3 protein-coding genes are annotated in these 2,898 nt (G+C 61.0%); 1 reads left to right on the top strand and 2 read right to left on the bottom strand.

Annotated features, from left to right (window positions below; genetic code table 11):
- Window positions 1-208: 208 nt before the first annotated feature.
- The gene (locus tag NW835_RS05555; RefSeq protein ID WP_414372280.1) at window positions 209-811 is read right to left on the bottom strand and encodes a DUF3120 domain-containing protein; all 603 of its coding nucleotides are present in this window, start codon (window positions 809-811) and stop codon (window positions 209-211) included.
- Window positions 812-1,092: 281 nt separating this feature from the next.
- Here NW835_RS05555 and NW835_RS05550 point away from each other — a divergent pair, with 281 nt between their 5' ends.
- On the top strand, window positions 1,093-2,139 hold the full coding sequence (locus tag NW835_RS05550; protein WP_414365566.1) for a glucokinase: 1,047 nt from the start codon (window positions 1,093-1,095) through the stop codon (window positions 2,137-2,139).
- A gap of 102 nt (window positions 2,140-2,241) precedes the next feature.
- On the opposite strand, the gene NW835_RS05545 is transcribed toward NW835_RS05550, so the two are convergent.
- Complete coding sequence (locus NW835_RS05545) at window positions 2,242-2,817, bottom strand: NUDIX hydrolase (RefSeq protein WP_414377641.1); 576 nt, start codon at window positions 2,815-2,817, stop codon at window positions 2,242-2,244.
- Between the last annotated feature and the right edge of the window lie 81 nt (window positions 2,818-2,898).

The following is a 2,898-nucleotide window of genomic DNA, read 5'->3' as shown; positions in this document are numbered from 1 at the left end:
AGTCAGGAGGCGCTATCCCTCCCCACGCGGGTGGGGAATCCCGCGCCTCACGTTGAGAAGTCGGCTACCTACACTTGGAACGAACAGTTCCTTCGCGGCTACCTGGCCACAACAAAGCGCTACGTAGAAACCCAAAAGAACGGTAGGTGAGCTCAATGCCGGGGCTTGCGCTGCCATTCTCTTAGTCAGCACCGCAGAGGTGGCTGGCTCAGCGAAGCGAAGCCGCCCCCCACAGAAAAAAACCATCCACCAACAGGGTATTCAGCACTGCTCCGGCAAAGGCCCAATGGTGCAGGCGACGGGATCCCTGAATGACCCACAGGCCAACCCCAAGGAGCAGAAGGCTTAAGCCGATGCCCCAAGCTACCCCCCAAGGGGTGGCCATTTTGTTGAGCGCAGCCATGAACGGGACAGCTGCCTGATCCAGGCGGTCAAACCGCATTGCCTGCCGCCACTCCGGCAACAGCCCCACCGAGTGAATGTAAAGGTCTGTCACTGCTGTGCCCCACAGGGAGCCGAGATAAAACCAGGTGCCGATGCGGGCAAAGCGTTGCCGTGCCCCCCACCAGACAATCGGGATCCCCAGAGCTTCCACCGGCATGTGCCAGAGCGGCTCCCAGCGCAGCCAGCCCCAGTAGAGGGATCCTGCCAGCCAAGTCAGCGTGAAGCCGTAGAGCAGATCCCCCCAGATGCGGCTGCGGGGCCGCGAGTAGAGCCGCAAGCTAAGGCCCAGCCAGCCTAGAGTCATCGCCAAGCTCAGCCAAGGGCCATAGCGCACCAGGGGCGCTTCCACGAAAACGGGTAGGCACACCAGCACAGCCGCCGCCGCCCCGATGGCATGGTAAGACGGAAGCCGCCTTCGCAGAGAAAAGGGGGGAAGCTCCCGTCCAACTAAGCTCTGGGAGGACAGGGAAGGTTCCTCTTGGAGAGGCGGCGAACAAGATGTAGGAAGCAAAACGCAATCTTAGAAACTTTTACATCAGTTAACATAGCATCTTCCCTGCCCTTTCCCGCCCTGGCCAAGCAGGGCCGGCGTTGCCAGGGTATTGCCGGAAATGTCAGGGTGAGAATAACGCGCTGCCTGAGAAAACTATGGAGTTGCTGTTGGCGGGGGATATCGGGGGTACCAAGACCAGCCTCAGCCTCTTCAATGCCCAAGATCCCGACCACAGCCTCTACCACTGCCGCTATGCCAGCCAAAGCTATCCCAACCTCACGCCGGTGGTGCTGGAGTTTCTGGCCCAGGCGCGGCAGGAGCTGGGGCGAGATCCACGGCCGGTTGCTGCCTGTTTTGCTGTGGCTGGACCCGTGATGGAAGAGAAGGGGGGCACGTGGCCAGGGGGACAAACGGCCAAAATCACCAACCTGCCCTGGAGCCTGCACTCAGGCCAATTGGCGGCAGAGCTGGGGATCCCACGCCTAGCTTTGATCAACGACTTCAGCGCCGTGGGGTATGGGGTGCTTGCCCTGCGAGATCAGGATCTGGAAACACTGCAGGCAGGGGAGCGGCAGCCCCAGGCTCCCATCGGTGTCATCGGGGCAGGCACAGGCCTGGGGCAGACCTACCTCACGTGGGGAGAAGGCGGCTACCAGGTTCATGCCAGCGAGGGGGGGCATGTGGATTTTTCTCCACGTACCCCTTTGGAATGGGAGCTGCTGCGGTATCTGCAACAACGACATGGGCGCGTCTCCACTGAACGGGTGGTCTCGGGGCAGGGGATCGTGGCCATCTATCAATTTCTGCGGGATAGCCGCTGGGGCCAAGGAGAGGAGCAGTTGCTGGCCCAAATTGCCGCGTGGGAGAAGAAAGCTAGCCCCATCGACCCGGCAGCCCAAATTGCCAATGCCGCCCTGGAGGGACGGGATCCCTTGGCGGTGGAATGCTTGCGGCTATTTACCAGCTTGTATGGGGCCGCTGTCGGCAATTTTGCCCTGCACCTGTTGCCCCGTGGGGGCCTGTTCATCGCCGGCGGGATCGCGCCCAAGCTCCTGCGCCTCTTGCGAGAGGGAGAGTTTTTGCCCTCCTTTTTGGACAAAGGACGGATGCGCCCTCTGCTGGAGCAACTGTCGGTGCAGGTGGTGGTGAACGCCCAGGTGGGCTTGATAGGGGCTGCCCACTATGCCGCCACTTTGCTATAGAGGTCAGGCCTATTGGCGACAAGGATCCCCTCTAGCCCCTCTCCCTTGGGGAAAGGGGGGCTAGGCGAGGCGCAGGTTCGCCACCAAGGGGGGTGGCCATGCCTAGGGCTTGTCCCTGCTCGCAACGACCGCATTTTCTGCCGCTAAAAACAATTGGGCCCGCCAAAAGCAGGCGATAGATTTGCTATCAAAGTCCAGGCCAAAACGGGCCATTTCCGTTAGTTCAGCAGGCGAAAACTCCACGACGGCGATGTCTTCATCCTCGTCCTTGGCCGGTGGAGCATCCAGCACTTCCAGATCCCGCGCCAGGTAGGCGTACATGATCTCGCTGGAATAGCCGGGGCACAGATAAAATTGGCCGAGGGGATCCCAGCGGTGGGCGCGCAGGCCGGTTTCTTCTTCCAGCTCGCGGCGAATGGTTTCATCCGGATGTTCTCCCGGCTCGACGGTGCCGGCAGGAAATTCGTAAAGGTAGGCGGCGACGGCAAAGCGATACTGGCGAATGCAGACAAACTTGCCTTCGGCAGTCACCGGCACGGCCACAACGCCGCCAGGGTGGATGAGGTACTCCCGCTCCCCTTCTGTGCCGTTGGGAAAGCGCAAACGCTGGCTGACAAAAGTGTACTTGTGACCGTGGAAGCGCAGGCGCTCGCGAAGGATCTGGGATGGGGTGTGCATGGCCAAGGTTCCTGAGAGAAAAGCCCCCCTCAGCTTAACGTAAGGTGCGGAATTCCCCACCGTCTATACGGTGGGGATGGA

The organism is Synechococcus sp. OH2, from assembly GCF_047462155.1.
Lineage (GTDB): Bacteria > Cyanobacteriota > Cyanobacteriia > Thermostichales > Thermostichaceae > Thermostichus.
This window is presented reverse-complemented; position numbering and strand designations above follow the sequence as displayed.

What these genes read in the sequence shown, in the direction of transcription:
- NW835_RS05550 (WP_414365566.1), top strand. Translation starts at nt 1,093, where the DNA reads ATGGAGTTGCTGTTGGCGGGGGATATCGGGGGTACCAAGACCAGCCTC.
- NW835_RS05545 (WP_414377641.1), bottom strand. Translation starts at nt 2,817, where the DNA reads ATGCACACCCCATCCCAGATCCTTCGCGAGCGCCTGCGCTTCCACGGT.